The sequence below is a fragment of the Blautia sp. ZXY-1-C6 genome (assembly GCF_056339875.1).
Map to the genome: position 1 here is coordinate 21,918 of NZ_JBWJVQ010000174.1, position 23,072 is coordinate 44,989.

The 23,072-nt window shown below is 42.8% G+C and carries 23 protein-coding genes; 2 read left to right on the forward strand and 21 right to left on the reverse strand.

The window, feature by feature from the left end; all coding sequences use genetic code 11:
* Positions 1 to 69 precede the first annotated feature (69 nt).
* Entirely contained in the window at positions 70 to 1,200 is a 1,131-nt protein-coding gene (locus AC075J_RS09180; protein WP_370792857.1) for a BMP family ABC transporter substrate-binding protein, read from the reverse strand.
* Between the two features lie 468 nt (positions 1,201 to 1,668).
* Here AC075J_RS09180 and AC075J_RS09185 point away from each other — a divergent pair, with 468 nt between their 5' ends.
* Entirely contained in the window at positions 1,669 to 1,842 is a 174-nt protein-coding gene (locus AC075J_RS09185) for a DUF362 domain-containing protein (RefSeq protein ID WP_008707918.1), read from the forward strand.
* 69 nt (positions 1,843 to 1,911) lie between these two features.
* On the opposite strand, the gene AC075J_RS09190 is transcribed toward AC075J_RS09185, so the two are convergent.
* The 13 genes from AC075J_RS09190 to AC075J_RS09250 form a co-directional block, all read right to left on the reverse strand.
* A complete protein-coding gene (locus AC075J_RS09190; protein WP_008707916.1) occupies positions 1,912 to 2,382 on the reverse strand; it encodes a MerR family transcriptional regulator in 471 nt (156 codons plus the stop codon).
* Between the two features lie 406 nt (positions 2,383 to 2,788).
* Complete coding sequence (gene dnaB / locus AC075J_RS09195; RefSeq protein ID WP_008707914.1) at positions 2,789 to 4,117, reverse strand: replicative DNA helicase; 1,329 nt, start codon at positions 4,115 to 4,117, stop codon at positions 2,789 to 2,791.
* A gap of 20 nt (positions 4,118 to 4,137) precedes the next feature.
* Positions 4,138 to 4,584: a 50S ribosomal protein L9 gene (gene rplI, locus AC075J_RS09200; RefSeq protein ID WP_008707912.1), complete on the reverse strand. Its 447-nt coding sequence runs from the start codon at positions 4,582 to 4,584 to the stop codon at positions 4,138 to 4,140.
* On the reverse strand, positions 4,581 to 6,632 hold the full coding sequence (locus AC075J_RS09205; RefSeq protein ID WP_118610580.1) for a DHH family phosphoesterase: 2,052 nt from the start codon (positions 6,630 to 6,632) through the stop codon (positions 4,581 to 4,583). The genes rplI and AC075J_RS09205 overlap by 4 nt, the downstream gene beginning before the upstream one ends.
* A gap of 255 nt (positions 6,633 to 6,887) precedes the next feature.
* The gene (gene rpsR, locus AC075J_RS09210) at positions 6,888 to 7,151 is read right to left on the reverse strand and encodes a 30S ribosomal protein S18 (RefSeq protein WP_008707906.1); all 264 of its coding nucleotides are present in this window, start codon (positions 7,149 to 7,151) and stop codon (positions 6,888 to 6,890) included.
* Positions 7,152 to 7,187: 36 nt separating this feature from the next.
* Positions 7,188 to 7,649 carry a single-stranded DNA-binding protein gene (locus AC075J_RS09215; protein WP_022380542.1) on the reverse strand — a complete coding sequence of 154 codons (462 nt, stop codon included), beginning with the start codon at positions 7,647 to 7,649 and terminating at the stop codon, positions 7,188 to 7,190.
* A 79-nt stretch (positions 7,650 to 7,728) separates the two neighbouring features.
* A complete protein-coding gene (gene rpsF / locus AC075J_RS09220; RefSeq protein ID WP_020993443.1) occupies positions 7,729 to 8,016 on the reverse strand; it encodes a 30S ribosomal protein S6 in 288 nt (95 codons plus the stop codon).
* A gap of 110 nt (positions 8,017 to 8,126) precedes the next feature.
* The gene (locus AC075J_RS09225; protein ID WP_008707901.1) at positions 8,127 to 8,318 is read right to left on the reverse strand and encodes a DUF951 domain-containing protein; all 192 of its coding nucleotides are present in this window, start codon (positions 8,316 to 8,318) and stop codon (positions 8,127 to 8,129) included.
* A 96-nt stretch (positions 8,319 to 8,414) separates the two neighbouring features.
* Entirely contained in the window at positions 8,415 to 9,137 is a 723-nt protein-coding gene (locus tag AC075J_RS09230; protein WP_119243342.1) for an NAD-dependent protein deacylase, read from the reverse strand.
* Between the two features lie 144 nt (positions 9,138 to 9,281).
* Positions 9,282 to 10,094, reverse strand: coding sequence for a class B sortase (srtB, locus tag AC075J_RS09235; RefSeq protein WP_119253276.1), 813 nt, complete (start codon positions 10,092 to 10,094; stop codon positions 9,282 to 9,284).
* Between the two features lie 111 nt (positions 10,095 to 10,205).
* Positions 10,206 to 11,771 carry an AAA family ATPase gene (locus AC075J_RS09240; RefSeq protein ID WP_119253277.1) on the reverse strand — a complete coding sequence of 522 codons (1,566 nt, stop codon included), beginning with the start codon at positions 11,769 to 11,771 and terminating at the stop codon, positions 10,206 to 10,208.
* 183 nt (positions 11,772 to 11,954) lie between these two features.
* Entirely contained in the window at positions 11,955 to 13,193 is a 1,239-nt protein-coding gene (locus tag AC075J_RS09245) for a vWA domain-containing protein (RefSeq protein WP_119253278.1), read from the reverse strand.
* Positions 13,162 to 13,518: a hypothetical protein gene (locus tag AC075J_RS09250; protein ID WP_119253279.1), complete on the reverse strand. Its 357-nt coding sequence runs from the start codon at positions 13,516 to 13,518 to the stop codon at positions 13,162 to 13,164. Before AC075J_RS09250 ends, AC075J_RS09245 begins: the two co-directional genes overlap by 32 nt.
* A 109-nt stretch (positions 13,519 to 13,627) precedes the next feature.
* Between AC075J_RS09250 and AC075J_RS09255 the strand changes: the two genes are divergently transcribed.
* The gene (locus tag AC075J_RS09255) at positions 13,628 to 15,349 is read left to right on the forward strand and encodes an ABC transporter ATP-binding protein (RefSeq protein ID WP_119253280.1); all 1,722 of its coding nucleotides are present in this window, start codon (positions 13,628 to 13,630) and stop codon (positions 15,347 to 15,349) included.
* A gap of 296 nt (positions 15,350 to 15,645) precedes the next feature.
* On the opposite strand, the gene AC075J_RS09260 is transcribed toward AC075J_RS09255, so the two are convergent.
* The 7 genes from AC075J_RS09260 to AC075J_RS09290 form a co-directional block, all read right to left on the reverse strand.
* On the reverse strand, positions 15,646 to 16,878 hold the full coding sequence (locus AC075J_RS09260; RefSeq protein ID WP_119253281.1) for a 6-phosphofructokinase: 1,233 nt from the start codon (positions 16,876 to 16,878) through the stop codon (positions 15,646 to 15,648).
* A gap of 145 nt (positions 16,879 to 17,023) precedes the next feature.
* On the reverse strand, positions 17,024 to 18,415 hold the full coding sequence (locus AC075J_RS09265) for a uracil-xanthine permease family protein (RefSeq protein WP_025579386.1): 1,392 nt from the start codon (positions 18,413 to 18,415) through the stop codon (positions 17,024 to 17,026).
* Positions 18,416 to 18,575: 160 nt separating this feature from the next.
* A complete protein-coding gene (locus AC075J_RS09270; RefSeq protein WP_008707889.1) occupies positions 18,576 to 20,297 on the reverse strand; it encodes a S8 family peptidase in 1,722 nt (573 codons plus the stop codon).
* A gap of 60 nt (positions 20,298 to 20,357) precedes the next feature.
* On the reverse strand, positions 20,358 to 21,140 hold the full coding sequence (locus AC075J_RS09275) for a prolipoprotein diacylglyceryl transferase (RefSeq protein ID WP_008707888.1): 783 nt from the start codon (positions 21,138 to 21,140) through the stop codon (positions 20,358 to 20,360).
* Positions 21,141 to 21,195: 55 nt separating this feature from the next.
* Positions 21,196 to 22,032: a hypothetical protein gene (locus tag AC075J_RS09280; RefSeq protein WP_022380551.1), complete on the reverse strand. Its 837-nt coding sequence runs from the start codon at positions 22,030 to 22,032 to the stop codon at positions 21,196 to 21,198.
* Between the two features lie 7 nt (positions 22,033 to 22,039).
* The gene (locus tag AC075J_RS09285) at positions 22,040 to 22,900 is read right to left on the reverse strand and encodes an HdeD family acid-resistance protein (RefSeq protein WP_118330704.1); all 861 of its coding nucleotides are present in this window, start codon (positions 22,898 to 22,900) and stop codon (positions 22,040 to 22,042) included.
* The coding region (locus AC075J_RS09290; RefSeq protein WP_476390255.1) for a hypothetical protein at positions 22,881 to 23,072 on the reverse strand (192 nt) is incomplete at its 5' end. The genes AC075J_RS09290 and AC075J_RS09285, both read right to left, overlap by 20 nt.

A 23,072-nucleotide genomic window follows, 5' to 3' on the forward strand; every position in this document is an offset into this window, starting at 1 on the left:
AGCAGAGCTGCCGCCCGGGCAGCCCTGCTGTCGTAAATTGCTCCGCGCTTTGCAGCTCCAGCAATTTTCTTATTCTGTAATAGAGGTAATTCCATCAATCGCAATATCAAATGCAGGTGCGGAACCATATTCAGATTCATGGAAGTATCCGTCAGAAATGTACTCTGTATCACCCTTCTTATAAGTATCAAGTTCCTTGCCGTCTACTGTAAATGCAGATGTATCAAATACATGAAGGGAACCATCAATGAGCGCATCTTCCACTTCTTTGACCTTTTCTTCTGTACCCTCTGCTACAGTTTTGTCATTGAGAGCTGTGATCTTATCTGCACCTTCCGCAAATCCTTTACACCAGTCAGTATCAATTGCTGTGCCGTCAAGCATACACTGTACTGCGTATGTATAATATACACCCCAGTCCATAGATGCAGAAGTAAGTGCTGTGTTCGGAGCAACAGATGTCATATCAATATTATAACCTACACATGGAACTCCTGCTGCTTCGCATGCTGTAGGAGCACCTGTTGTATCTGCATGCTGGCTGATCAGTACACAGCCGTCAGAGATCAGAGCATCTGCGCACTCTTTCTCAAGGTCAAAGCTTGCCCAGCTGTTTGTATATTTTACTTCCATTGTTACAGACGGGCATACGCTCTTCGCGCCAAGATAGAAAGCTGTATAACCGGAGATAACCTCTGCGTATGGGAATGCACCTACATAACCCATCTTGCATGCGTCTTCTTTTACTGTGCCGTCCTCGATCATTTCATTCAGTTTCAGACCTGCAACTACACCTGACACGTAACGTGCTTCATAAATATTTGTAAAATAGTTATGCATGTTGGAAAGTCCGCTGGATGCAGCCTGTGTTCCTGTTGCATGACAGAACTGAACCTCCGGATATTCCCCTGCCGCTTCCAGTATATAAGTCTCATGTCCAAAGCTGTTTGCAAAGATGATCTGACATCCCTGATCTGCAAGGTCTGCTGCCGCATCATAGCATCCTTCATCTTCACCGATGAGAGTTTTCTCAATAATCTGAGAATCGTCAAGCCCAAGCTTCTCTTCCATCTCATCAATTCCTTTCATATGAGCTGCTGTGTAACCTTCATTCTCATCACCGATATAGATCACTCCTACTTTCAGGTCCTCTTTTGCAATCCCTTTGCCTTCATCTTCTGCAAATACCGGTGCACTCATGGAAACCGCCATTACTGCTGCAAGTCCAATTGCCAATGCTTTCTTCATTCTTCATTCCTCCATTCTTTCTATTTGTTTTCTGATTCCTGCTACGGAACAAAAGAGGCACAACTTTCTGTGTTATGCCTCCTTGCAAGTATCTTTACTATAACCGTTTATGTCTGAATTGTCAATAAATTCAGCAAAAACGCACTTTCTTTTTGATACTCTTATTTTTTTTGTATATTAACAGACTATTTTCCATCATACAAATGCCTGTATTTTGGCAGGATAATTTCTCTGCTCGGACAGACATTCACATGTCCGTCAGCTATTTGTAATCTGCAGGTAAAGTAAGCAAATACTAACTTAATATTATTTTATAATGTATCTGATTTTATACTTGTAATTCAGACAAAGATATATTAAAATGTATGCAGAACCCCGAAAGGGGCCTAAAACGTTATTACGATAAGGAGGATTCTAATTATGGCATATGTAATTTCAGACGAATGTGTAAGCTGTGGAACATGCGAAAGCGAATGTCCTGCAGAAGCTATCTCTCAGGGAGATGAGCATTATGTAATCGACGCTGATGCATGCTTAGACTGCGGAACATGTGCAGATGCATGTCCAACAGAGGCTATTCATCCAGCAGAATAATTCATGATTTCAAAACAGCTTCATCTCTGTTTACCGCAGAGACGAAGCTGTTTTCTTTATGGATAACTTTTACAAATGTTTTCTTCTGATCCTCCTGCTTCTTTTTTCCAGTGCTGCAGCAGCCTCTTTTCTCGCAAGCTGTCTGTTACGGATCGTTTCATCCAGATCCCGGCACTGGTCTTCTCCCTCTTTTTTCATATGTAGCTCCTGAGCGATCAGACGTTCCATGATTTTCTGAAATTCAAGTATTTTTTCCCTCTCAGGCTGTTCATCTTCAAGAAGCTTCACTTTGCTCGCAGTAGTCCCGGGTGCAGTCCTTGAAATTCTTGGAACCAGTTCTTTGATTGCTCTCAGGGCAAGTCCTCTTTTCTTTAGTTCCTTTATATTAGCCAGAAGCGTAATATCATTTCCTGTATAGTAACGATGTCCCTGCTCATTCCTGCATATCCTCAGTTCCAGCTCTTCCTCCCAGTACCGGAGGACCGATGCCCTCACGCCAAGGATTTCTGCGGTCTGAGTCACAGTATACCGCTGCTCCATGCTGCCCCTCCTCCTTTTGAGTCCATTTTTTCATCAGAAACCACTGATGCATATCAACAACTCAATCTATCACCTGATATCATTGAACCACTGCACTGTAAAAACAGCTGTCATAATCCTGATATCATGTATATTTATTATAAAACGCCATAGCGAGATTGCAAGAAGTTTCGATTGACAAACTTCCCTATAAAACTTTATTTTGACACAAAAAACAGGGAAACAGTACCGGATTCTCCCCCTGATACTGTTTCCCTGTAAAATTTTTCTATAGCAATCCTCGTAAATAATACATTTAAGACAATTCAGCAGGATTTCACACTCTGATGGACTGGATTAAGATGCATTATTTTAGAGGATTGCTATAATATTATTCAAGTCAAAGATCAAACTCCTCTGAGATAGATTATTTCTTCATATTCACAAACTGTGTATATCTCGGCAGCCATACCAGTTCTACTGTTCCGATGGGACCGTTTCTCTGTTTGGCAATGATGATCTCTGCAATGTCCTTCTTCTCTGTATCCTTATGATAATAGTCATCTCTGTAGATAAACATTACCACATCGGCATCCTGTTCAATGGCTCCGGATTCTCGAAGATCCGAAAGCATTGGTCTGTGATCCGGACGCTGTTCCACCGCACGGCTGAGCTGAGACAATGCGATCACCGGCACATTCAGCTCTCTGGCAAGAGCTTTCAGAGAACGGGAAATATCTGAAATTTCCTGCTGTCTGGAATCACTTTTTCCACTTCCGCTCATCAGCTGCAGATAGTCGATCATGATAATCCCGAGATTATGTTCCAGCTTATATTTCCTGCATTTGGAGCGCATTTCCGCAATAGAAATACCCGGCGTGTCATCAATGATCAGATTAGATTTACCGATAATATCTGCTCCTTCTACCAGTTTTGTCCAGTCCTCGTCTTTCAGATTACCTGTTCTCATATTCTGGGAATCTACATGAGATTCCATTGCCAGAAGTCGGTTCACCAGCTGTTCCTTTGACATTTCCAGACTGAATATAGCAACTGTGACATCCTTTCGGAATGCCATATACTGTGCAATGTTCAGTACAAAGGCTGTTTTCCCCATGGAAGGACGGGCTGCGATCAGCACCAGATCAGAAGGATGCATTCCGGATGTTTTATAATCCAGATCCATAAAGCCTGTGGGAATACCTGTTACAGAACCTTTAAGCTTAGACGCTTTCTCAATGTTATTAATGGCATTCAGAACTACCTGCTGGATTGGAACATATTCTTCATTGTTGCGTCTCTGGAGAATATTGAACAGTTTTTTTTCCGCTTCTTCCAGAATAATCTCTGTATTCTCCTTCTCCAGATAGCAGGTGTTGGCAATCTCTTCATTTGCCTTGATAAGTCTGCGAAGGACTGCTTTCTCACTGACGATCTTTGCGTAGTACTTCACATTTGCAGAAGTAGGAACCGCTGAGATCAGATCTCTTACATATTCCATACTGCTGATATCCGGCGGGAGTTCTTTCTCCTTTAAACGATTCTGAAGGGTCACCAGATCTACCGGTTTCCCTTCATTACACAATTCCACCATTGCATCAAAGATGATGCCATATTGTTTCTGATAAAAATCATCGCTGGTAAGTATCTCAGATGCCACAAGGATCGCATCTCTGTCCAGGATCATTGAGCCGATTACAGACTGCTCTGCCTCTATACTGTGGGGGAGTATTCTTTTAATCAGCGCTTCTTCCATTCTTTATCCCTCCGGAAGACTTATGCTTCTTTTACCCATACTTTAAGAGTTCCTGTTACCTTAGGATGTAATCTGACAGGCACCTGGGTAACACCAAGTGTACGGATTGGCTCAGGAAGCTGCAGTTTCTTTTTATCAATGTCAAGATTCAACTGTTTCTTTGCTGCTTCAGAGATTTCTTTAGAAGAAACGGAACCAAAGGTTCTTCCGCCTTCTCCTGTTTTCAGTGTAAGGATGATTTCTTTTGTCTCGAGATCCTTTGCAAATGCCTGTGCTGCTTCATATACTTCTTTTGCGACCTTCTCTTCGTTTGCTTTCTGAAGTTTCAGATCATTTAAATTCTTAGGAGTTGCCTCCAGCCCCAGTTTCTTAGGAAGGATCATGTTTCTTGCATATCCGTCACTTACATTTACGATCTGTCCCTTTTTTCCAAGTGCTTTTACGTCTTCAAGTAAGATTACTTTCATTTTGTGTTTTCCTCCTGATATTCCTGATCTATGATGTCTTTAAGCATTCTCTCCACCTCATCCGGAGAAGCCTTGACCTGGGCACCGGCAATATTCATATGACCGCCTCCGCCCATCTTTTCCATCATTACCTGTACATTGACTTCGTCAATAGCCCTGGCACTGATATAAACTTCATTATTGTACTGAGTCAGTACAAAGGATGCCTTAACCCCTGCAATATTCAGAAGCTCATTGGCTGCCTGTGCTCCTATAACTGTAGGACTGTCCAGATTTTCACTTGGACATCTGGCAATGGCATAGCATTCTCTGTAAATCTGTGCAGTTCTCACTGCTTCTGCACGTGCCTGATAAGATTTCAGATCATCCCTTAACAGTTTACGTACTCTGGTCACGTCTGCTCCACTCCTTCTTAAGAATGCAGCAGCCTCAAAGGTACGTACACCTGCTCTTGTAGTAAAATTGTTTGTATCGATCATAATTCCCGCATAGAGACAGTCAGCCTCCATATTGCGGATACGCAGGTCATCCGAGAAATACTGCAGGATCTCTGCTACCATCTCACAGGCTGAGGATGCATAAGGCTCCACATAGGAAAGCACCGCATTCTCTATCACTTCGCTTCCCCGCCTGTGATGATCCAGCACAACAATTGTCTTTGTCATGTGCAGAAGCTCCTCGCATTCCGTATAGCTTGGTCTGTTAGTATCAACTACAACCACCACTGTATTGTTATCTACCATATCTTTAGCCTGCTCGCTGTCCACAAACATAGATGGCTCGTAGTCTGGATTATTCACATATCCTGCGATCAACGGTCTGATAGATTTTGTCGGATCATTCACTACAATACTGACAGATTTTCCAAGTGTTTTACCTGCACGGAAAATACCGATTGCTGCTCCCAACGCATCCACATCTGTGATTTTATGTCCCATGACAACGACTCTGTCTTTCGTACTCATAAACTCTTTCAGTGCCTGCGCTTTTACCCTGGCTTTTACGCGGGTATTCTTCTCCATCTGCTGAGTCTTTCCGCCGTAATAGGTAATATTATTTCCATTCTTAATAACAACCTGATCACCGCCACGTCCAAGTGCCATCTCTATAGCAATACGTGAATACTCATAATTTTGAATATACGTGGAGGCATTCAGTCCCACACCAATACTCAAAGTGATTGCCATCTCATTTCCGATATTAACTGTTTTAACCTCGTCCAGAATATGAAATCTCTGTTCTTTCAGAGCCTCAAGCGAACTCTGGCGCATGATCAGGAAATATTTGTCCTTCTCAAGTTTCTTTACAAGACCATCGAAATTGGAAAAATATTTCGTAATCTTCCGGTCAATCAGAGCAATCAGAAGTGAACGTCTCACATCCTCTACACTCTCAAGTGCTTCCTCATAGTTATCCAGATAAGCCAACGCTACAACAAGCTTATTGTCTTCATTCTTTTTAATGTAAGACTTCAGTTCTGTATCGTCATACAGATACATGGCAATCAGGCTGACATTCCTGTTTGGATTCTCCAGAAACTCACTTTTGGCAACCACTTCACCAAGAGACACCCTCTGCATGGAAATACGATAAGTCTTCTCTCCAAATCGAGTACTGATCTCAGCAGTCTCTTTCTTATCTGCAACCGGTAATTTGTCAGCTGTTACATCCGGAAAAACAGTGCTGACATTTTTCTTATAAAACTGATCTTTACCTGTAAGCTCCGCAAATACTTTGTTGGACCAGATCATTCTGCCATTCATATCCATAATGGCATAGGGCAATGCCAGTTCTTCAAGGATTCTCTTTTCAAGCGAATCATACTGATTGGCAAAGGCTATCAGTTCATTTACAATGAACGGTCTGTGACATCGGAGTATTATTACTGCACATCCCACATAAATCAGGATTCCACCTGACACAATAATACCAGCCTTCACGCTGACAAAATATACCCAGATATTAAGTACGATCAGTAAAGCCGAGAGAATCAGAGGCCACCGCATGAATGCTTTCATATGCCCTTTTAATTTCAGTTTATCACTCATATCTTTCTTTCCGTTCTTCATCATTCTATTTGTTTCGCCTGTACACAGCAAATGTGCTGCATATAGGCAGGTTCTGTGAAAAACGCCCTTTGAATCATATTATAACAGATTTGAACAGAATTTACCATAGCAACAGAAGAACGCACAAAAATAATGGTTATTGTGTTACTGTTCATTCTGTTCTATAGCAATTCTCGTAAATAATGCAAAAATGCTGCTCCGCCAAATGCGGAGCAGCATTTATCATCTTCAGAATTAGTCCTGGATGTATGGCATCATAGACATATGACGTGCTCTCTTGATAGCAACTGTCAGTGCTCTCTGATGTTTTGCACAGTTTCCTGTGATTCTTCTTGGAAGGATTTTTCCTCTTTCAGAAACATATTTTCTTAATTTTGCTACATCCTTGTAGTCGATCTCGTTATTCTCTTTACCACAGAATACACAAACTTTTTTTCTTCTGCGGCCGCCTCTTCTCTTCATTGGAGAGTCTGGTCTTTCGCCTCTATTGTAAGCCATGATTGCTTTCCTCCTATTTTATTCTATCAGTTTGTATTAAATAAACGGCAGTTCTTCATCAATTCCATCCGGAATGTTCATGAAACCGTCTGCACTGGCTGCTCCCGGAGCCGGCATGGATGGTGCAGGTGCAGGGGATGATGTCTGAGGATGGGAAGCTGCGTAATTATCGCTGGCCGCCTTGCTCTCAGCAAACTCCTGTTCCTCAACTACTACCTCTGTGGTATAAACCTTCTGGCCATCACGATTGGTGTAGCTGCCTGTCTGAATGCGTCCTGAAACAATGATCTTAAGTCCCTGACGGAAATACTTCTCAGCAAACTCGGCTGTACGTCCAAAGGATACACAACTGATAAAGTCTGCTGTTGCTTCACCGTCACGGCGGAATCTTCTGTCTACTGCCAGTGTATATCTGGCAATTGCCAATGCATTCTCTCCTGCGGAATATCTCACCTCAGGATCTCTTGTTAAGCGTCCCATTAAAATTACTTTGTTCATATAAATACCTCTTCGTTTCTGCTTTGAATGGTTGAACGGATCAATTAATGGTGCCTTCTAAAATCCACCCTGTATAAGATTATGCGTCTTTTCTTACGACTAAGTATCTTAATACATTGTCCATGATGCGAACGTGTCTTTCAACTTCCGCCGGGCACTGTGCGTCTGCTTCAAACTGAATGAAATAGTAGAAGCCTTCATGCATTTTCTGAATTTCGTAAGCTAATTTTTTCTTACCCCATTCTTCTACTTCTGTGATAGTGCCGTTGTAACGTGTGATGTATCCTTTTGCTTTCTCAACAACTGCATCACGTACTTCGTCTTCAACTTTTGCACTAACAACTAATGCTAACTCGTACTTGTTCATGTCTTGCTTTACCTCCTTATGGTCTGTTGGCCCTTTGCCTGTCAAAGAGCAAGGATATAAAATATATCACGAGTGTTGATTCTAACATAGTTTTTCGTGTCTGTAAAGTACTATTTTTCTTTTTTTATCAAATTTTTAGTATTTTTCTCAACCATCTTGCGCGGTACCATGATCTGATGTCCGCATCCTGTACATTTCAGGCGGAAATCAGCACCTACCCTTAAGATTTCCCAGTCTCTGCTTCCACAGGGATGGACTTTCTTTAATGTAACAATATCACCAACTTCATAGGGAAGTCCCATAATCTCTTACTCCTCTTATATAACTTTGACAGTAACTGTCCTGTACTTCGCCAAATAGCGAACCGCTGAACAGTTACCCTTGATTTTTCAGACACGCTAGCAATGAATCTGTGAAAATACCTGTCCGATCGGCTCCTGGATCAGAAGGTCTGCATATCTGTCTCTCGGAGTCGGGGATTTGTTGATCACTACAAGGTGCTCTCCCCGGAAGTAATCGATCAGTCCTGCTGCCGGGTAAACAGCCAGGGAAGTTCCCCCTATAATCAGCACCTGTGCCTCTGAGATTGCCTTCACTGCTTCATTGATCGTCTGATTGTCCAGACCTTCTTCATACAATACCACATCCGGCTTGATAATTCCACCACATTCGCATCTCGGAACACCTGTGGATGCTTTCATGTGGGCAAAATCATAAAATCTGTGACACTTCATGCAGTAATTGCGGTATACACTTCCATGAAGCTCCAACACCTTCTTACTGCCTGCCATCTGATGCAGATTGTCGATATTCTGGGTAATAACTGCTTTCAGTTTGCCTGCCTGCTCCAGTTCTGCCAGCTTCAGATGTGCTGCATTTGGTTTTGCAGTGTCACAAAGCATCTTGTCTCTGTAGAATTTGAAAAATTCTTCCGGCTTTCTCATAAAGAATGTATGGCTTAAGATCGTTTCCGGAGGATAGTCATATTTCTGATGATAAAGTCCGTCCTGACTTCTGAAATCCGGGATTCCGCTCTCTGTGGAAACACCTGCGCCGCCGAAGAAGACAATATTGTCATATTTGTCTACAAATTCCTGTAATCTCTCAACTTCTCCTGCCATTTAGAATTCCTCCTTTATTTTTTCCAAACACTGTTACTGCAATTTTATCATCTGCTTTTACAGCAATACACCTTTCTTCTGATTCAGACAACTGTTCTTTAACCGAATCAAGTAGCAAAGCGGATGATCTTATCCTCTTAACTTCTACTTTTCAACATCAAGTGTATCTACACGTTTTCCCTGGACAACATAACGGGTTGCCTCGTTTCCTGTACAGGTAGACAGAGTAATGATCTTGTCCTTTATGTTCATTCCTTCTGCATCTGTCCGGATCTCGGAATATCCTCTGATCTTCTCCAGATATTTTTCAAATTCCTCACCCGGTCCCTTAAACAGAGTATAGGTATCACTGTTCACACCTGTAGTGTACGCGGAGATAATCTCATACCTGTAGTTTTTCTCAGGTGTAAAGATCCAGAAATATTTGCTCTTCTTATAAGTCTCCTCATCCTGTGTAAATTTCTTAAGCTGTGCAAACATGGAACCATTTTTCATATTATGGCCATACACGATCGTATTACAGTCACTGAAATCCCCTTTGTTTTCATAGTCCACAAAGATAGTACCTGCAAAATTGTAATTCTTCTCATAAGTTCTGTGAAGATAAGTTTCATTGTCTTTGCCATGCACAATGGGATAATTGATATCCGGCACTGCTTCCACATAAATCCATCCCACTACATCATCATTTACACTTTTAAGAGATGCAAAGTCAATATCCATAGGCGCTTTCAGCTCACTGCCGGCTTCCGGTCCTGCCGCTTCTCCATCCGGATCTCGTTCTGTTACCGCCATCTGTGTGATCGAATTGTACTCATCCGTACCTTTCTTATATTCTGTATAAATATGAAACAGATTATATCCTGCATAACAGAATACACAGATTGCTGCGATCAGAACAACCGTCAACACAACATCCCCTGCTGTCTTCTTTTTTTCAGGCTGTTTTTCTGACATTCTTCCTCCATTTCCGCAGCGTATTTCTGCTGCTATGTATCAGCTGCTGTCTGATTTGCTTCTATCAATAATATACTGACTGCCGTTTTCAGATACTGTCTGTAACAGATATTATACCCGGTCACGGCTTTCTTCCTGTAGTCTTTCATGCACTGCCTCCAGACACGCTTTTCGCAGTTCATTTTCTTCTTTATTATATAAAAGCATCTCGCTGTGTTCAAAATATGCCGGACAGCCATTTCCGGCAATAAACGAAGTCATTGACTTATCCGCTGTGATCCCTGTCACGAAAAGCAGCATTTCCTGATTTTCGCCAAAGCTCTCTTTAATAAATAAAAAGGCATTCTGCAGTTCTCCCTGGAGTTTCTGGATCATATCTTCTCTGCATACTGCTTCTTTTTCAAAGCATTTACTGATCCGCTTAAATCCATTTTCAGCTGACCGCACATGTTCTTTCTTTGCTGTCAGAATATATTCCCTCAGCCTGCGGATTGCCGTCTCCTGATATTTCTGTTCTCTTACTGAGATCAGTTCCATCTTTACTTTGATCTGCAGACTGTTTTCCTGTTCCTGCACAAATTCTTCAAGCAATGAAATTCCCAGCTTCTCTTCCTCAGCATTCTTTCTCACCTGAGTTCTCAGATGCAGAAGCATCTCATAGAGTACCTCAAGCTGATGATCTGCCTGTCCGTATTCTTCCGCTTTTTCTCTCAATGCCCCCAGGATCAGATTTACAACTGCAAAACGCTCCTCAAAAGCTCCATCTGCAGCCATCTTCTCCTTCAGCGCCAGATTCTCCCGGCTCAGATTTCCGGACAGGATCAACGGGATTTCATAATCTTCCCCATACTTTGTATATAACTGATAAAAACCTGCAAAATCTCTGGCTGTTTCCTCTTTCTGGAGAAATTCCTCCACCAGTTCCTCACTGATCCCGATCCCCAGCTTTTCATAGCTTTGCAGAAGTCTTGAAAGATCCTCCCAGCCTCTGGCAGTCACAAAGAATTTACCGTCTACTGTATTCTCCACCGCATAGAAATTGTTTTTCTTCACAGACAGATAAGAAATGATCGCCTGGTGCACATTCTGCTGTCCTGCATATTTCAGCCAGATATCGCAGTCAGGCTCAATTGTAAGCTTACGGACACGGTCGAGTGTGACAATATCAAATTCCCTGACAGATTTATTATACTCCGGTGGATTTCCCGCTGCTACCAGAATCCAGCCTTCCGGAATCTTATGACTTCCAAAGGTTTTATTCTGGAGAAGTGCCAGCATTGCCGGTGCCAGGGTTTCAGACACACAGTTGATCTCATCAATAAACAGGATTCCCTCTTTCCTGCCTGTATTCTCCATACAATCATAGACAGATGCCACGATCTCACTCATTGTGTAATCTGTCACCATCATTCCTTTTCCACCGTAATTCCGTTTAACGATCTCCGGAAGACCGATGGCACTCTGACGGGTGTGATGGGTAATGGTGTAGGCTACAAGTCCCACACCGCACTCTGCTGCCGCCTGTTCCATAATGGCAGTTTTGCCGATTCCCGGCGGACCGATCAGCAACAGCGGTCTCTGACGGATCAGAGGATAAGTATAATATCCATTCTCATCCTTCGCCAGATATGCGCGAAGTGTATTACAGATTTCTGTTTTTGCTTCCTGTATGTTCATTTTATTATCATACTCCTGCTAATTATTTAGTTACTGTTCACTCCGTTCCCAGCAACACGCTTCGCGATGCACAGAATTTATGCTAATCGCATAAATTCGCGCAGTATGTCTCGGGTTTTCTGTGACCTTCGCTCACAAAAAACACCTCGCGGGATATTACCAGTGAACAGTAACATTATTTACTCAAACTGACATCTGCTCCGCAGTTTGCCCCATTCCTGTGATCAGACATTTCGCCCATGGCGGCACCAGTTTCATCTTGTCCGTCCGTTTCAGAAATACAAATGCAGTCTCATAATCCGGCTTTTGTCCCGGATAAATCCCGTCACCATCTGTAAAATAGATCAGTGCTCTGAGATTCTTCAGTTCTTTTCTCTCTTTTTCCTGACGGATCAATTCAAATACAGGGCGGAAATCTGTACCTCCCCTGCCCTGGATCTTAACGTTCCGGATGTATTCCTTCCACTCTTCCTCAGAATGGATCACATCCACTTTCTGGATAAAACAGTCGCACTGGACGATATATACCTTCATCCTGCTGAAAAAATTCTCTTTTTCACTTAAAATCCCATAGGTTTCACCCAGAAATCTCTGTACAGTTTCTCCTGAACATGAACCGGATGTGTCAATGGCGATCACCAGCTCCTCCAGACGGTTTACTTCTTTATACTCCAACGGTTCTATCAATGGAATATTTCCATAATGTTCCATTCCAAAGCTGTAAAAAATATAATCAAAGCTCTCCGTATCCAGCTCCACTTCCTCCCGCAGTCTGCAGAACTGCTTCAGAAATTTCCGGTAATCATATTTACTGCGGTAGATCTCATCCAGTTCTTCCTGCTGATCGTTTGTCTGAGTCCCTGCCCTGCTTTGCATACCGGTCTTATTCTGTGAGGTATAAGCAAGGATATGTTCCCATTTTTCCTTTGTTCTCCTGCCTCCTGATGCCTGTCCGGCAGTTCTCTGCCAGAATATGTGATCATCAAAAGTATTTGTGTTCACCTGTGTATCATCTGATTTTCTTTTCTTCAGGCTGATTTTGCCTTCTCCGACAGCCTTGTCGATCAGCTGCTCTACAAAACAGTCGCATTCCCTGTCCCATTCACCGGAATCTCTGTCAGGTTCCATGAGAATATGAAGGTACAGACAGTGAAGCAGCATATGCAGGTATCCTCTTCTTACTGCTGCCGGATCTTCCAGATATTTTTTCATAAGAAACACAGGATTAAAATAAATCAGCTCCCCATCTGTCCCAATTGTATCAATGCTGCTGTCTGCTTTGTATTCCAGACTTGCAAATGCCCCGTCCAGATAGGGAAAGTCCAAATACAATTGATTTCTGCAGTTTTGCAGGATTTTTTTTCCGGTAAGTTCCTGCTCTGTTGTTATTTTACAGTGAAAAGTCTTTTTTTTGGTATCCATACTTTTTATCTTTCAGATGAAGCAGCCATACCAGAGAACGCAACTTTGCTTTTTCCTGTGCACATTTTATAAAATTCTCCAGCTCATTTGCGGAAAACCATCCGCATTTCTCAATCTGCTCCATTCTTTCTGTGTCCTCATTCTCTATCAGAAGCTCCATTACAGAACGTATTCTGAGCTTCAGGTATTTCTGCGTCTCCTGATATTTATCGGACTCTCTGTCCGGATTTTCCCGGAAATAAATCTCCAGAGCCTGTTCAAGCTTTCTGTCCTGCATCAGATCATCTTCCTCTCCTGTGAAATTACCATAACCACAATATAACACAAAAAAGCTTCCTTTTAAAGTCCTGTTCCTGCCCCTCTATTGACTTTCCTTTCTGTTATGTTACTATAAAATCACATATATTCTATCACAAATGAAAGGATTTTATTTTATGAATACCATCAAAAAATTCATCCACTACTATGGTCCGTATAAGACGGTCTTTTTTATTGATCTGATATGTGCTGCCGTGATCAGTCTGATAGACCTGGCATATCCTCAGATCCTGCGGACCATGACAAAGACACTGTTCACTCAGGACCAGTCAAGGATTCTTCAGGCACTGCCTGTAATCGCAGGAGGACTCTTTCTTATGTATGTGATCCAGTGTCTCTGCAAATATTATGTAACCTGCCAGGGACACATGATGGGAGCAAATATGGAACGGGATATGCGGCAGGAATTATTTGATCATTACCAGCAGCTTTCATTTTCCTATTACAGTCAGAATAATTCCGGTCAGATGATGAGCAAGCTGGTCAGTGACCTTTTTGATATTTCCGAGTTTGCACACCATGGTCCTGAAAACCTTTTTATCTCTCTGGTAAAGATCATCGGTGCTTTTGTCTTCCTTTTCTTCATCAATAAGAAACTGGCATTTCCACTGATCATTCTTGTTATTGTTATGTTTTGGTTTTCCTTTAAGCAGAATGCCCGGATGCAGGCAACTTTTATGGAAAACAGACGTAAGATCGGGGATGTCAATGCAAGTCTCCAGGACACACTTTCCGGTATCCGTGTGGTACAGTCCTTTGCAAATGAAGATATTGAACATGCCAAATTCAAAAAGAGCAATGAAGCTTTTCTGCTTTCAAAGCGTGATAATTATCGCTGTATGGGAAGCTTTATGAGTTCTAATCTGTTCTTTCAGGGAATGATGTATCTGGTCACTCTGGTATATGGCGGTTATCTTATTGCCAACGGAGAAATGCAGACTGCAGATCTTGCCATGTATGCACTTTATATCGGAATCTTTATCAGTCCGATCCAGATTCTGGTCGAGTTGGTAGAAATGATGCAAAAGGGTCTTTCAGGCTTCCGCCGTTTCCTTGATGTTATGGAAACAGAGTCAGAGATCACAGACGCTCCGGATGCCAGAGAACTTACTGATGTGAAGGGACATGTAAGCTATGAGCATGTATCTTTTCATTACAGTGACGATAATACCCCTGTTCTCAGTGATATCTCTATTGATATCCCTGCCGGAAAGTCTGTGGCACTTGTGGGTCCGTCAGGTGGCGGGAAAACTACTATCTGTTCTCTTCTGCCACGCTTTTATGATGTAACAGAGGGACGGATCACTGTTGATGGAAAAGATATCCGCAGCCTGACTCTGAAGAGTCTCAGAAATAATATCGGAACTGTACAGCAGGATGTCTATCTGTTTGACGGTACGATCCGGGATAATATTGCATATGGAAAACCGGGAGCTTCTGATGAAGAGATTATTGCAGCTGCAAAGCGGGCAAGCATTCATGATTTTATTATGGAACTTCCACAGCAGTATGATACCTATGTCGGAGAACGCGGAACAAGACTTTCGGGCGGTCAGAAACAGAGGATTTCCATTGCACGTGTGTTCCTGAAGAATCCGCCGATTCTGATCCTTGATGAAGCTACGAGCGCTCTGGATAATGAGAGTGAACGATGGATCCAGAAAAGTCTTGAAGAGCTTTCACAGAACCGTACTACTATTACTATCGCACACAGACTTTCTACTATCAGGGATGCGGATGAGATTATTGTGATCACTGAGGATGGGATTGCTGAGAGGGGGACACATGAAGAGCTGTTGGATATGAATGGAGTGTATGCGGCTTATTATAATATGTGATTTTGTTTATAGTATCCGATAATAAACTGCGAAACAGTTATCTTTATATTTGCAATCTACTGATATATATTATAACAGCGCAGGAAAATTAATTGTCTGGCGTGCATTTGCAGGATACTTAGATATTCTTAGACGATAAAAATATGCGTTATGAGCCCACAGGGTCACTGTCTGAGCGACAGCGAGTTTGACCCTGCGGGCTCATGCTTTTAGCAGATTTTCATCGCCTTAGAATATCTTAGTGTCCGAAACCGCACGCCAGACAATTAATTTTCCTGCGCGTCCGTCAATCTATACTATTTTCGGTATACGAATGACGGGAGGCCGTCTTCGCCGCAGGGGATCTGTACTGTTCCCTGGATTAGAGGGCGGGCGTAGTTTATGAAGGCTTCAGTGACGTCAGATCCGTCTTCTGTGATCCACTCTGGTGGAACTGTTTTTTCTTCGTTGCAGATGGCATTGACGTCTTCAAGACCACATTCCATGATATAGGTTCCGTCAGAGGTTTCTTTGCGGATAAATGAGATCATTTTTCCTGTTTCGCCGTTGAGGGCTGCCTGTACGCCGAATTCTCCGGCTTTGATGGCTTCCTGCTGGTCTGTGGCGGACATCATAGATGCAGAGCAACGCTGGCTGACGTTGAGTTCTACAGAACGGGCTTTTACACCGAGGCGGTTTCTGACAAGGTTTTCGAGATATTTACCACAGCCTGCCAGCATTTTGTGTCCAAAGGTATCAGTGCCTACGGAATTGTCGTATTCACAGATAAATGTGCCCTTGTCGTCATGGATTCCTTCTGATACGCAGACAATGACATTGCAGTTTTTCTCAAATGATTTCTCTACTGCTTTAAGAAATTCTTCCTGGTCAAAGGCTGTTTCCGGAAGGTAGATGAGAAGAGGGTTGTCTCCTGTATATTTGCGGGCAAGTGCAGATGCAGCAGTGAGCCATCCTGCGTGGCGGCCCATAATTTCTATAATAGTTACGGATTTCTTTTCATAAACATTTGCATCTATGGTAATCTCGCGGACTGTAGAAGCTACATATCTGGCTGCACTTCCAAATCCCGGAGTATGGTCTGTGTGGATCAGATCATTGTCGATTGTTTTTGGTTCTCCGAGGATACGGATATCACTGCCTGTCTGCGCAGCATAACGGGAAAGTTTGCTCACCGTATCCATGGAATCATTTCCACCGATATAGAAAAACCAGCCAATATTCATTTCTTCAAATTTTTTAAAAAGTCTTGGATAAACCGGATCTTCCAGTGATTCCGGCAATTTATAGCGGCAGGAACCAAGATAAGCACCTGGTGTGACTTTCAGACCGTCAAGTTTCTCTCCCGGAAGTGCTTCGGCAAAGTCAAGAACTGTTCCATTTAAAAATCCTTCAATTCCGTTTATCATTCCGTAAACATGCTCAATAGCTTCCGGATGACGCATTCCCTCGGATACAACTCCGTAAAGGCTGCTGTTAATTACTGCGGTAGGACCGCCGGACTGACCGACGATCAGATTCTTTCTGGACATAAGAAACCTCCTGTATCGTTTGATTTAATGTGATTGCTTTTCATTATATCATACAACTGCCTTCCATAGCAATTCAATAAAAAGGTGTGTTCACACATCCCCCTGTGAAAGCACACCTTATATTTCCCATATTCAGTTTCTGTTTTTATTCCCCGAATTCCCTGTGGTCTTCTTCCAGTTTCTGTTCTATTTTAATCTTTTTTTTTGCCTCTTCTTTCTGCTCATCCCGTGTTTTCGGAAGGATCACATTAAGCATTACTGCAATAATAGTTGCAAGGACAACCGGTGATTTACCGAAAATTGTTGTTACCCATGTGGGAAAGCTTGCAAGTGCAGCTGTTGCCTGAGATACACCCATTCCCAGTGCAGCTGCAAGTCCTACGATAGATGAATTACGGTAATCCATCTCAGCAGAAGCAACCAGCTTCATACCTGTCATTGCGATCGATGCAAATACAGACACAGTTGCACCACCCAGTACACACTGAGGAATCGTTGTCAGGATAGCTGAGAATTTCGGAACCAGACCTGCTATACCGAGAATTGCAGCTGCAAGTCCCAGTACCCAACGGTTGATAACCTTTGTAGTTGTAACAATACCAACGTTCTGGCTGTATGTTGCTGTGGGAAGTCCGCCGAGCAATGCGCCTACAACGTTAGAAAGACCATAACCAACGATTCCGCGCTGCAGTTCATCATCCTTAGGTGTTCTGTCCATAGCTCCGATCGTAGTCGCTGAATAATCACCGATTGCCTGAATAGAGTTGATAGCAAATAAAATTCCCAGTGCAACACAGGAAGACGGCTCAAACTGTACTCCAAAATGCATCAGAGATGGAAGCTGACAGACACCTGCTTCCCCTATGCTTGAGAAATCTACCATTCCAAACGGAATAGAAACCAGATATCCCACTATAATACCGATCAGAATAGATGCCAGTTTCCAGATTCCCTTTCCAAAATGATTCAGAGCTGTAACAACGATCAGCGTGAAAAATGCAATTGCCCAGTTCTGCCATGATCCGTAATTCGGACTGCTGGTACCGCCTGCCATATAATTAATGGCAGTCGGATACAGGGAAAGACCGATGGTAAATACGACTGTTCCTGTGATTAGCGGCGGGAAAAATACCCGAATCTTCTTGACCAGCAAACCCATAACAACTGCTACGATACCACCAACAATCTCCGCACCCATGATTGCTGCTATTCCATACGATTCCGCTATCGCCTGCATACTTGGCACGTAAGCAAAGCTGACACCCATGATAATAGGCAGGCCTGAGCCAATTGCAAATTTCGCCTTTCCGCCAATCGGAAACAGCTGAAGCAAAGTTGACAATGCTGCAATGACCAGTGCCGACTGGATCAGGATAACCTGGTCTTCTCTGGAGAGTCCGCCTGGAACTGCTCCGGAAACGATGATCGCCGGTGTGACACAGCCAACGATCATAGCTACGACATGCTGCATGGCAAGGGGTAAAGCCTCACTCATGCGGGGGATTCCGTCAGTTTCAAAAATACTGCCTCTCTTCATAATTGCCTCCCAATTTCTTTTGTACGATTGTAACATTTTTTGTCCAAAAAAACAATTAGACAGCCTAATTATTTTTGGTCTAAAACTATACAATATTTACTCTTAAAATTTGGTTATTATTTTATCTTTTATATGTATTTTCCAGTATTTCATAAACCTTTCAGTTTATAATCTCAAATGTCCGATACAGATCCAGTCTTCCATATCCCCATCCCGGATTGGGGTATTCCATCTGTTCTTCTCTCACTGCCCCTTTCTGCAGATAAAACTTCACCGTATTTCCCGATGCATAAGGAATATTTCCTCTCACGATCGCCCATTCCTGCACCAATGCTGCTGCTCCTGCAACAACAGCCGAAGAAAGACTGCTCCCCGAAGCCTTTCCAAACGCCCCTCCCGGCAATGGAATGAGCAGATCTACTCCCGGTGCTGCCAGATCAGGTGTCACCTGGTTATTTGGAGTAAACCCTCGCCCAGCCTGAAAATACAGACTGTTATCCAGATACTGATAAGCTGTTGCCGTAATACCTCTGGTTGAATCCCCAGGTGCAGTAACAGTTATATAAGGTGTAGACTCCAGAAAATAAGTATCCGGCGAAATCAGCCCTTGCACCGGAAGCCACATGTGAAACCTGCTTCCCGATATTCCTTTTTTACTGACATTTACCTTCCAGATACCTGCTGCCGGATGAAAGAAGCGAAAATAAATCAGCTGTTTCCCGGTCATCCTCTCCATCTTTACGTAATTGACCAGCACTTTCGTCTCCACAAAAATGAAACTTAATTCCTGAGTACCTGCACCAAGAGAACTGCTCACATACAGCTTTTCTCCTGCCGGTGACTGTAACGATATCCCATAGTCATCCGGCGGATCTCCCCAAAATTCCATGGAAAATCCTTCTTCTTTATCCGCAATACGAAGTTCAACAGTATCCTGATTTTTCACATAGTCCAACTCTGCTGTATAATGATGCTGTGCTGCACCCTCATTTCCTGCTGCCACAGATACTGATACCTGAGAATCTTCATTAATATAATCTACATATCGACTCAGCTCACTGTCACCAACATGTGCGCTCTGATTGGTGCCAAGTCCCAGACAAACGGAAACCGGCATTCCCATCTCTTGTGCCATCTTCACTGCAAAAGAAATCCCCAGCATAATGTCGTCTTCCTGAAATACCGGTGCTTGTGGCGGATACTGGTAAAATTTTCTCAGATAGGATTTTGCTTTCTTTAATTTCACCACAATGATCGTTGCTTTCGGAGCTGCTCCTGAGAAATTTTCTGTGGGTACAAAATTGCCTGCTGCCAGCCCTGCCATAGCTGTACCATGTCCGTTCTCATCCAATGAGGGTACAATCTCCTGTGGATTCTCCGACAGCAATGCCTGATTAATTTCCTCTCCGGTAAAAACCTTTCCATAAGGAACCTGTTCATCCTCATTTCCCGGAATTGTCTGATCCCAGATATATGCAATACGGCTTACATCTCCGTTTCGAAAGATTGGATTCAGATAATCAATCCCGGAATCAATCACTGCGATCACTGTGCCCTCTCCCTGAAGTTTCAGATAGGGATGATTATGTAACCGCGTAATCCCGGATGAATTTAATGCGTCCGCATCCATAAATGTATAACACTTCGGCAAAGATGCATACGTATAGGAATTAATTTCCAGCGGACCAATCTCATTCAGCGGAATATATAGAATTCCAAACAATTCATTCACAGGAAGAAATTTTCCACCCATATTCTGTCCATGTTTTACAATAAAATCCCCGTACTCTTCATCCTGTGCCGGCGGTATTGACGGCTCAGCATGAATGCCCGGGGGGTTTTCCTGCTGTATCTGCACTTCAAAATCGTCAGGTCTGAACATTACTGTCCTCCCTGGATTTTTTATACATGATATGCTCAATATATGATCTTTATGACAATTCTAACCTTTACTGTTCAGACTGATATTCGCTTCCTGCTTTTGTTTCTTCACAACAGTCAGTAATAATATAATTCCAGCCACAGTTGTAAAAATACTGATAAACTGCGAAGTCGACAATACTCCTACGCTTCCTCTTTCAATATCTCCTCTGAAAAATTCGATCACAAATCTTCCTATACTGTAGAAAATAAGATAGCAGGCAGCCACCTGTCCATCTGCTTTCTTATGCTTTGCCACATAAAGCAGCAGCAGAAAATGGGCAAAATCCAAAAAACCGGAATAAATCTGTGTCGGGATCAGAGCAACATTGTTGGGTGCAAAATCTGAATTTGTAAACGTAACCGCCAGAGGCCCTGAAGTTTCTTTCCCATAACAGCAGCCTGCCAGAAAGCATCCAATCCTGCCAAATCCCTGTGCCAGTGCAATGGATGGCATCATCAGATCAAAATACTCCAGAAATTTCAACTTCTTTATCCTGCAGTACAGCCAGCCCACCAGAATTCCTCCGATGATCCCTCCATATACCACAAATCCATCTGATCCTATGATCTGCCTTGGATTCTGCAGAAATTCCCTCCAGTTGGTGATCCAGAACAAAATCTTCGCAGATGTAAATCCACCAATGGCGCACCACACTACCAGATAAAAAATATGTTCACATGCAAGTTTCAGTTTACGCGCTCTCTGCTCAGCCACAAACCAGGCAGCCAATACTCCCATGGCGATCATAAATCCATAACCATATACCGTCAACGGTCCTATATGTAACAATTCATTATGCATGTCTCAAATCCTCTCAAATCTTAAAATACTTCCTGTCACTCTCTCATTTTATTTATTATTCACAGTCGGATTTCCCAAATAAACCTTCAAAAACCTCCAGCAATTTTTCATTTGCATAATCATTGGCCTCATTCTCATGTACCGCTTCCGCATCTGCTTCTCCGCAGATATCCACACCGGCAATCTTCCCACTGCTTTCTTTTGCACATTCCAATACAGTCTGTACACCGGACACCAAAGTTGTCAGCCTCATATCCCCCTGGCTCCATGTCGTCTGTGCATCCTCTGTACAAAGCACATCTTTATCAACAGATATATATAATGGAAGGAATTTTTCAGCATCTTCCTGTAAACCTTCCGATTTTCTCCAATTACATACTTCACTGACTGTTTCCCTGAGAAACCAGTTTCTCTCTTCATCATTCATCACCTGAAGTTTCTCTCTGGAGAGAAATATCACTCTGTCCTTCAGATTCTCATCTACTTGCTCATAGGCTGCTTCATCCGGTCCCACAAGGATCACATATTTCAGATTCTCCAGTTCCTCCAACGCTGCCGCGATCCATCCTCCACACGACAAAATCCCACCAAAAGCCGGAGGCTGCATATCTGTATGATTATCGTATACCAGCAGGCAGAACGGTTGATCCATTCTTGTCAGCCAAAGTCTTGTCATATAGTGATAATTGCCGGAATCAATAAAATGGATTCCAGCAGTTGGATAATTTTCTGTTCGTTTATTAATCTCTGCGATTGCTTCCTCATCACAATAGCAGTTTGTCCCACAGACATCCTGAAGCTCAATCCAGGATACCTGTCTGTTTTTCCAGAATTCTTCTTCTCTGTAAATTCCGGAGAAATTCATCAGTACAATGGGATTCTGTTCCTGCATATTTCACTCAGTCCTTCCATTCTTCCAGCGGTTCATCATGATTTTTCAGCATTTCCCGGATTTCTCTGCCGGGACTTTCCACGCCTTCATCCGGAGTCTGCATCTCTGCATCCAGAATGGCGTCTGCATCTGCTGCATCTGCAGTCTTCCCGGTTTCTATTTCCATCTCCGCTTCCCGAACCTGAGAATCTGTATCTTGCTTCCATTCTGTTTCATCTTCATTTAAAGATTTATCCTGCACTTTTTCGTCCAGACCTGCATCTTCCGGGTCATCCCATGGTTTCTCTTTGCCATTCTCTTCCTGTTCTTTTTCAACACAGAGTTTTTCGGATTTTTTCATTCCAAAACGAATCATGATCAAAAATACAATGTCTGCCACTCCATCAGCAGTCAGAATAATTCCGGAAAACAGGATCATCCGGGTTACACTCAAAAAAGAATAGAGCAACATGGAAACACCCAGCACAATAAATACCAGACAGCCAATAAGAATAATCTTCCAGTGTCCTCTCTGGGCTTTTTTCAGTCTGTAACTTCCCTTTATCTTCCAGATACTGTCAACCAGTACCAAGGCTCCCAGTAAATATGGCAGGATTTTGATCACAATTTGCGGTGTAAAGAAAAGAAAAATTCCAAGCACCATGACGATCACACCTGTAAACAAATCAAGAATCGTTGCCTTTTCCTTCTCAGCTGTATAAATAACAATATGATAAATACCGGAAGCGATCATTACCAGTCCGAATACAATCTTGCAGATAATGTTTACGGTCTGGTCCGGAACCAGGAGCAGACACAGACCAAATGCCAGATAAAAAACCGATGATAAAATCTCGCTTTTTAAAAAATCAGAAACTTTTTTCCCCATAACCTTTTCCTCCTGACTGTATGATAGCAAGTCCACACCCACTCTTATTGCTTTTCGCAATCTCCGCAGGGGACTTACTTGATTCGGTTAAAAATACTATTCCATTTCTTCTAAAATAGTATAACTTCTTTCTTTCTCTTCGTCCACAGGCAACTGCATGACTTTGTGTAAA

Bases quoted from the DNA above. Each gene is read 5' to 3' on its own strand.
- AC075J_RS09180 (WP_370792857.1), bottom strand. From the start codon at position 1,200: ATGAGTGCACCGGTATTTGCAGAAGATGAAGGCAAAGGGATTGCAAAA.
- AC075J_RS09185 (WP_008707918.1), top strand. From the start codon at position 1,669: ATGGCATATGTAATTTCAGACGAATGTGTAAGCTGTGGAACATGCGAA.
- AC075J_RS09190 (WP_008707916.1), bottom strand. From the start codon at position 2,382: ATGGAGCAGCGGTATACTGTGACTCAGACCGCAGAAATCCTTGGCGTG.
- dnaB (WP_008707914.1), bottom strand. From the start codon at position 4,117: ATGGAAGAAGCGCTGATTAAAAGAATACTCCCCCACAGTATAGAGGCA.
- rplI (WP_008707912.1), bottom strand. From the start codon at position 4,584: ATGAAAGTAATCTTACTTGAAGACGTAAAAGCACTTGGAAAAAAGGGA.
- AC075J_RS09205 (WP_118610580.1), bottom strand. From the start codon at position 6,632: ATGAGTGATAAACTGAAATTAAAAGGGCATATGAAAGCATTCATGCGG.
- rpsR (WP_008707906.1), bottom strand. From the start codon at position 7,151: ATGGCTTACAATAGAGGCGAAAGACCAGACTCTCCAATGAAGAGAAGA.
- AC075J_RS09215 (WP_022380542.1), bottom strand. From the start codon at position 7,649: ATGAACAAAGTAATTTTAATGGGACGCTTAACAAGAGATCCTGAGGTG.
- rpsF (WP_020993443.1), bottom strand. From the start codon at position 8,016: ATGAACAAGTACGAGTTAGCATTAGTTGTTAGTGCAAAAGTTGAAGAC.
- AC075J_RS09225 (WP_008707901.1), bottom strand. From the start codon at position 8,318: ATGGGACTTCCCTATGAAGTTGGTGATATTGTTACATTAAAGAAAGTC.
- AC075J_RS09230 (WP_119243342.1), bottom strand. From the start codon at position 9,137: ATGGCAGGAGAAGTTGAGAGATTACAGGAATTTGTAGACAAATATGAC.
- srtB (WP_119253276.1), bottom strand. From the start codon at position 10,094: ATGTCAGAAAAACAGCCTGAAAAAAAGAAGACAGCAGGGGATGTTGTG.
- AC075J_RS09240 (WP_119253277.1), bottom strand. From the start codon at position 11,771: ATGAACATACAGGAAGCAAAAACAGAAATCTGTAATACACTTCGCGCA.
- AC075J_RS09245 (WP_119253278.1), bottom strand. From the start codon at position 13,193: ATGGATACCAAAAAAAAGACTTTTCACTGTAAAATAACAACAGAGCAG.
- AC075J_RS09255 (WP_119253280.1), top strand. From the start codon at position 13,628: ATGAATACCATCAAAAAATTCATCCACTACTATGGTCCGTATAAGACG.
- AC075J_RS09260 (WP_119253281.1), bottom strand. From the start codon at position 16,878: ATGTCCAGAAAGAATCTGATCGTCGGTCAGTCCGGCGGTCCTACCGCA.
- AC075J_RS09265 (WP_025579386.1), bottom strand. From the start codon at position 18,415: ATGAAGAGAGGCAGTATTTTTGAAACTGACGGAATCCCCCGCATGAGT.
- AC075J_RS09270 (WP_008707889.1), bottom strand. From the start codon at position 20,297: ATGTTCAGACCTGACGATTTTGAAGTGCAGATACAGCAGGAAAACCCC.
- AC075J_RS09275 (WP_008707888.1), bottom strand. From the start codon at position 21,140: ATGCATAATGAATTGTTACATATAGGACCGTTGACGGTATATGGTTAT.
- AC075J_RS09280 (WP_022380551.1), bottom strand. From the start codon at position 22,032: ATGCAGGAACAGAATCCCATTGTACTGATGAATTTCTCCGGAATTTAC.
- AC075J_RS09285 (WP_118330704.1), bottom strand. From the start codon at position 22,900: ATGGGGAAAAAAGTTTCTGATTTTTTAAAAAGCGAGATTTTATCATCG.